Raw genomic sequence first — 7,190 nt, 5'->3', positions numbered from 1 at the left:
ATTTGAATAGAGGAGGGATGCAGATGTTTTATATACGCTACTTATTTCAAAAATTTAAGTGTAATAAATTTAAAACCTTATTAAATATCTTTTCTGTAGCTATGGGCTTGGCTATTATTCTTGCAATTCAATTGTCGACTACAAATAATATAAATGAGCAAAGAGAAAATGCAAAATATCTTAACGGGGGTGATATTAGTATTACTCCATATAGTGCAAGTTTAAATACGGAGCAGTCTGATGTCTTAAACAAACTTCAGGAATTGGAAACAGTACAGTATTCAACGGGAACATGGTTGAAAACTACATGTCAAGTCAAGAACAAATCAACAAATTTTATTTTAAGATTTGTTGATTTTAATCAATATCCAAATTATGTGAAACAAAAGTATTCAAATATGTGTAATAATGATAACGAAATAATATTAAGTAAAAATTTAGCTCACCAACTAAATGTATCTGAGAATGATAAAATAGAAATCTTTAATCCATCATTAGGTACGAAAGATGAATACACAGTAAAAAATATTGTGGAACTAGATAATGAGACAGACATGGATATGAATCTATTTGGATATGCATTTATTAATAGTAACCAAATAGAAAATTATTTTGCACAAGGTAGTATACCAATTCATAAAGTTTACATAAAGACAGATGAAAACAAAGTTAATCAGATAGAAAAAGAATTACAAAAGGTTTTTTCAAAGGACGAGTTGAAAACATCGTATCAATTATTTAGAGAAAACGAAAAAGAAGTAAAACAATTAATGAAAAGTATTAGTATTATTGGAATAATAGCTACAATAATGGGAGGAATTGGAATAGCAAGTACGATTGTATTGAATATTAAGAATGAACAGAAAGAAATTTGCTTGCTACGAACATTAGGAATGAAACAGAAAAACTTGAACTTTATGATTATATTAGAATCATGCATCACAGGTTTTTCTTCCTATGTTTTATCAATTCCTTTAGGATTATTTTTTGCCTATAAGATAAATAATCTACTTTATGAGGGGATGAAATTTAGATTCTATTCAGAGTATTTTCAAGACATTTTTACTATACTCTTTATTTCATTAGGAATTAGCATTATATTTTCTTTTATACCGGCTAAATTATGTAATGGCCTTAATCCAGTAATGATATTACGGGAATCAGAATTGTCTAAAGAGAATAAAATTAAATTATTCAAACCTATTTTATTCATTGGTTTTATAGTTTCAATTGGGGCTACTATTTACTTTAATAATCTGAGTACGCTATTATATATTGCCTTGTTTTTAATATTAGCAGGTACAGTATTCCTACTATTGAAGATAACATTTTCTATATTAAATTGGATTTGCAATATACCAATACTGTCTTGTTCAATAGTATCAATGAGTATCAAACGATTGAAGAAGAACACAAAAAACTTGTGCCTAATAATATCAACTTTATTTGTTGGATTGGCTTCTATAGGATTAACCCAGAATATATCGGGAAGTATCTTACCCGGTGTTGAAGCACTAATCAATAACCAATTGGGATATAATGTATTACTAACCAGTTCAAAAAATAATGAAAATAAAATTACTAATGAACTAAATAATATGGATTCAATTATAGAATATTCGCAAACATTAAGGATGAATACAATACTTTTATCCGCAAATAATCAAGATATATTAAAACAAGTAGAAAATAACGCGACGAATGAAACAAATCTGATTGAAGATAAAAAGATGATCAGAAATTTAACAATCGAAGGAATTAATGAAGCAGACTGTGAGAATATAAAAATGTTGAAAGGAAGAGCTTTTGAAAAGGCAGATAATAAAAAGAATGTTGTTATTATTAATGAGAATTTGGCAAATGCAGTTGGTTTAGAATGCAACGATGTTATTCAACTCAATATTAATAATAATGTTATTGAGTATGAAATTATTGGTGTGTATGAAAAGCAATTAGTTAATACATCTGAAATAAAAGTTCCGCTTCAAGCACTTGCATCAGATGTTGGTTGGACATCGGTAACATATTATTTAAATATTGATGAATATGATTTGGATAATGCAATAGAAAATCTGTACAGTACGATAGATGATTGTTTCATTGTAAACATGAGAGATATGACGCCGTCTTTATATAATACAATTAGAAAACAAATGAATTTATTTCAATGTATATCTATAATCGCAGTGGCATCTTATTTGTTATTTATGACAAACATTATATTGATTGATATGCTAGGCAGAAGAAAAGAGTTGATGTTGTATAAGATTATGGGTGCAAATTATAAAAAGATAGCAAGTATGATTGCTATAGAGGCGATAATAATAGGTGCATTCGCAGGTATTCTTGCTTTTGGAATGTGCAATATATTTACAGGAATGTTCCTTCGTATTTTTCTAAATGTTGAGTATGTAAAGGAATCAATTAGTATGTGGACTTTACTTGCTGCTGGTGTAGGACTCTCTTTAATATCTATGTTATTAGTTTTGCCACAGGTATCTATTAGTAAACTAAATTCTATATTAAGAGAATATTAGATTATATGAGTAAGGTGGAGATTATGAGTAAAATAATTAATAGTGTGGTGGCAATTATGAGACTTTTCTTAGTTGTACTTATTACTATATTTGTGATACGTAGACTTACTTCTAATGTTGCGAACGAACAAATAAAAGAAGGGATGAGATACCTTGCATTTGTAATTTCTAGTTTGTTTTGTGCAAAAGTTTTTGACAAGCTAAGTCTCCAGGATTTAGGATTGAAGTATTCGTATAGGATTATACTTTATTTTGTAATTGGTGTTTGTATGGTAGTGGCACTTTATAGTATTTCGCAGTATAGTTTGGGCAATAAGTCTACTTATATTAGCATTCAATCACTTAGCAAAGAATACGTAATGGTAATCTATTGGTTCTTAGTTGCATTAGGAGAAGAAGTATTATTTAGAGGTTATCTAATAGCTAAGATAAAGAAAAATTATTCGACAGTTACAGCGATAATCATATCAGGAATTATTTTTAGCCTCCTTCATTTTGTTAACACTGAGATTAGTGGGGTATTTTCGTATGCTTTACTATTTTCTTTTGGTTTTTTAATTTCTTGGATTTGTATTAATATAAAGAGTATTTGGTTTGGGATTGGAGTTCATTTAGCATGGAATTATATTGATACTTTTATAGAAAATACTTCGCTCGAAAAGGCTATGATATTTGGGATTACAATTATATTATTCGTTATTGCAATATTATCTACTAACCACGATAAACAATATCATGATACTTCACAAGTATCTTAATCATAACTCATTGTGGTTGGCTATACTATTTTGATTAAAGTAAGCCCACACTGTAGCTAAATTATTACAGTGTGGAGTATTTGATCTCGGTATTATCTTGGACTACTTAAGATAATACGAACCATTCCAAAATGCTAGAACAAAAATAAAATTAGTATTAATAATTGATAAATCAGAGAAATTATGGTAACATATTAATACAAAAGAAAACGAAGTCACTCGTGAGGGAGTAGGTAGCACAATATTGTGTGGCAAGTCAACATCCTGATGTTTATCATCTGGCTTGTCTTAAATAGCGAGACTCATGTGTAGCAAGTATGCTATGCTTGAAGTCTATTTTTTTCGTTTATTTCGAGTATAGTATACTATACTCGATTTTTTTTGTGTTTCAAAAAATGCTATTATACGTTGAAATCAAAATGAGTGGAGGAGTATCTATGAAAGAATTAATTACATTCAAAGATGTAGTCAAGGAGTATGGAGTAGGAGAAAGTAAGCAAATAGCAGTGAATCATGTGGATTTTTCAATTGATGAAGGTGAGTTTGTTGTAGTCCTTGGTCAATCGGGAGCTGGAAAGTCAACGGTTTTGAATATGCTTGGTGGTATGGATCAACCTACCAGTGGAAGCATAAGGATTAATGGAGAAGAAATCAGTACAATGAATGATAATCAGATGTCTAGGTTTCGGGCAGAGAATATCGGCTTTATATTTCAGTTCTACAATTTATTACCTAGTCTTACTGCGTATGAAAATGTTGCTCTTACAAGAGAAATTGTAAAAGATGCATTGGATCCTTCAGAGTTACTAGATGCAGTAGGTTTAAAGGAGCATAAGACTAAATTTCCTTCGCAGTTATCAGGAGGGGAACAACAAAGAGTATCCATTGCAAGAGCATTGAGTAAAAATCCTAAAATTATTCTTGGAGATGAGCCTACAGGAGCACTTGACGCAGAAACAGGTGTAGCTGTTTTAGAACTATTGCAGAAGATGTGCAAAGAAAGGAATAAGACTGTTATTATTGTTACGCACAATGCAGCTTTTGCACAATGTGCAGATAAGGTGATTCGCATGCGTAGTGGAAAAATTAGAGAAATTAGAATAAATGAATCTCCAGTTCCAGTAAGTGAGGTGAATTGGTGATGTTGTTACATAAAATGTTCAGAGATATGAAATGGAATAAGATGCAATTTATATCTATATTCTTGTTAGCTTTTCTTGGTGTATATGTCTATGCAGGAGTTGGAGGAGAAGTTGCTGGGATAAGAGAGGTTAGAAACTCCTATAATGAAGAGGCAAATCTAGGTGATGCATGGATTTATGGAGAAAATTTTACAGAAGATGATTTACATGCAGTGAAGGATATCAAAGGAGTTACTGAAGCACAAAGAAGATTATTCTTGCCAGCAGTTGGAGAGAGTGAGCAAAAGCCAACCATCTACTTATATTTTCAAGAAGACAATGTAATTAGTAAACCTAAGGTGGTAGAAGGAGATGCATTTGACGGGGCAGATAGTAAGCGTGTCTGGTTAGATAAGAGATTTGCAGATTCTAATGAATTAACTGTAGGAGATGAATATACCTTTGATATTGAAGGCAATCAACTTACTTTGGAAATTGGCGGACTCATCTATTCGCCAGAATATACATATTACACAAATGATGATGCTATGATACCAGATTTCTCTAAAGTAGGAATTGCATTTACTTCTTACAAGGCATTTCCTATAGAAGGAGCAATGCCTTTTACGCAAATGGTAATAACCACAGATGTTACCGATGTTGAAACTCTTGAAGATAAGATAGATAAAGCATTGGATGGAGGATATAGCTACTTTATCACAAGAGAAAGTGTACCAGGAGTAAATCAATTAAATGATGAGATGAAACAGCATGAATCCATGATGATTATCTTCACAATTGCATTTGTGGGAATTGCAATCTTAGCGATTATCACAACAATGAATCGTCTTGTAAATAACCAAAGAACACAAATTGGTACCATGAAAGCACTAGGGCTAAAGAAAGGAAAGATTCTTAGGCATTATATGGCATACGGTTTTTGGCTCTCTGCAGTTGGAGCTACATTAGGAGTCACCCTTGGTCCTGTGACTTTACCTAAAGTATTCATTCCTTCTATGAGTTCAGGCTATACACTACCAGAGTGGAAGGGCGGGTATAGTCTTAGCTTTTTCGTTGTTGGTGTTATAACGGTTGTTGCATGTACGTTAACAACGTATTTAAGTTGTAGAAGAGTTCTAGCAGTGAACCCCGCAGATACACTTAGACCAGCAGCGCCGAAAACCGGAAAGCGTTGTATATTCGAAAGACTACCATTCTGGAACAAATTAAGTTTCTCTGTGCAATATAATTTAAGAGATTTATCCAGATCAAAGATTCGATGTTTAATGGGATTTGCAGGGACCTTATGTTGTATGGCATTGTTAGTTTGCTCTGCTTCTATGTATGATTCCTTTAACAACATGAGAGATTGGTTGTACAAGGATATACAAAACTTTGAGAATCGGGTGGAATTAAAGCAAGAGACGACTTTAGAAGATGTAGAATCGTTATCTAAAGAGCTACAAGGTGAGTTAGTTATGGAGGATTCTGTAATCATTAAAGTAAAAGATAAGAAAAAGACACTTGGATTCACAGCAGTAGAGAGTAAAGGATTATATCGCATAACGGATAGCAATCTCAATATTACTACACTACAAGAATTAGATTTTGCTATTACGAAGAAAACAGCAGAGTCGTTAGGAGTAAAATCGGGTGATGAGATTTCTTGGCATCTAATTGATGCAGAAGAATGGAAAACAGCAACAGTCACGGTAATAAATCGTATGCCAATTGGTGCAGGAATTACAACTACAAGAAAAGTTGTAGAAGAATCCGGGTATGATTTCGTTCCAAGCTTTATTGCAACAGATGTTGCAGAAGATAAGATTCATTCGGACCACATAAAGAAGGTGTTTACAAAGGAATCTTTATTAGAAGCTTGGGCTGTATCAATGGAAGCTATGACAATCTTAGTTGTAATACTAATCATTGTTGCTACATTACTAGGATTGCTAATCTTATATAATTTAGGTTTATTAGCTTATGCAGAACGAGAAAAGGAATTGGCGACACTTAAAGTAGTTGGTTTTAATTCATCTAAATTAAGAAAGATGCTGTTAATTCAAAACACTTGGTTATCGGTACTTGGAATTATTGCAGGAACACCAGCGGGATTACTTATGGTTCAATATATGGTTGATATTATGGGGGATTCCTTTGATATGACGGCTACTTTATCCCTGTCTTCTTTCTTACTTTGTGCAGGTGGAACATTATTGGTTTCAATCGTTGTTAGTATTATGTTCTCAGGAAAGCTTAAGAAACTTGATATGGTAACGTCTTTAAAGGGCGTTGAATAATTTTATTTAACATAGAGAAAATTGATTGAAATAATAAAATATAATGAAATAAAGCTTAAATTGATAAAAATTATCATTATATTTTATGGATATTAATACAAAAATATGTTAAAATATACAATAGTTAGTTAGTTCTAACTAGTATTTTTAAATTTTAGGAGGATAAAGATGGTAGAATTAATAAAAGATTTAAATGAATTTTTGGCGGATTTAAATGTGTTATATAGGAAGTTACAGAATTATCACTGGAATGTAAAAGGTAAAAATTTCTTCGTACTTCATGGAAAGTTAGAAGAATATTATAATGGAGTTAATAGCGAAATAGATGAGGTTGCTGAGAAAATATTAATGTTAGGTGGTCAACCTCTTGGAACAATGAAAGATTACTTAGAAATTAGCAATATTAAAGAAGCTGAAAATGTTAAGATCTCAGGAGATGAAGTTCTTAAGAATGTATTAGAAGACTTTACATAT

Annotated in this window: 5 protein-coding genes; all 5 read left to right on the top strand. The window is 31.5% G+C overall.

Going from position 1 to position 7,190, the window contains the following annotated elements:
* Nucleotides 1-23: 23 nt before the first annotated feature.
* A complete protein-coding gene (locus ACW2QF_RS16115) occupies nucleotides 24-2,537 on the top strand; it encodes an FtsX-like permease family protein (protein ID WP_455717033.1) in 2,514 nt (837 codons plus the stop codon).
* Between the two features lie 23 nt (nucleotides 2,538-2,560).
* Nucleotides 2,561-3,295, top strand: coding sequence for a CPBP family intramembrane glutamic endopeptidase (locus tag ACW2QF_RS16110; protein WP_455717032.1), 735 nt, complete (start codon nucleotides 2,561-2,563; stop codon nucleotides 3,293-3,295).
* A gap of 437 nt (nucleotides 3,296-3,732) precedes the next feature.
* On the top strand, nucleotides 3,733-4,437 hold the full coding sequence (locus tag ACW2QF_RS16105; RefSeq protein ID WP_455717031.1) for an ABC transporter ATP-binding protein: 705 nt from the start codon (nucleotides 3,733-3,735) through the stop codon (nucleotides 4,435-4,437).
* Nucleotides 4,437-6,716 (top strand): ABC transporter permease, encoded by a 2,280-nt coding sequence (locus tag ACW2QF_RS16100; protein WP_455717030.1) that lies wholly within the window; start codon nucleotides 4,437-4,439, stop codon nucleotides 6,714-6,716. The genes ACW2QF_RS16105 and ACW2QF_RS16100 overlap by 1 nt, the downstream gene beginning before the upstream one ends.
* Nucleotides 6,717-6,884: 168 nt before the next feature.
* On the top strand, nucleotides 6,885-7,190 hold a 306-nt coding region (locus ACW2QF_RS16095; RefSeq protein ID WP_455717029.1), incomplete at its 3' end, for a Dps family protein.

The sequence above is a fragment of the Anaerosporobacter sp. genome, from assembly GCF_965301125.1.
The sequence above is the reverse complement of the archived record's forward strand: the minus strand, read 5'-3'. Positions and strand labels throughout refer to the sequence as shown.

Bases quoted from the DNA above. Each gene is read 5' to 3' on its own strand.
- ACW2QF_RS16110 (WP_455717032.1), top strand. From the start codon at position 2,561: ATGAGTAAAATAATTAATAGTGTGGTGGCAATTATGAGACTTTTCTTA.
- ACW2QF_RS16115 (WP_455717033.1), top strand. From the start codon at position 24: ATGTTTTATATACGCTACTTATTTCAAAAATTTAAGTGTAATAAATTT.
- ACW2QF_RS16105 (WP_455717031.1), top strand. From the start codon at position 3,733: ATGAAAGAATTAATTACATTCAAAGATGTAGTCAAGGAGTATGGAGTA.
- ACW2QF_RS16100 (WP_455717030.1), top strand. From the start codon at position 4,437: ATGTTGTTACATAAAATGTTCAGAGATATGAAATGGAATAAGATGCAA.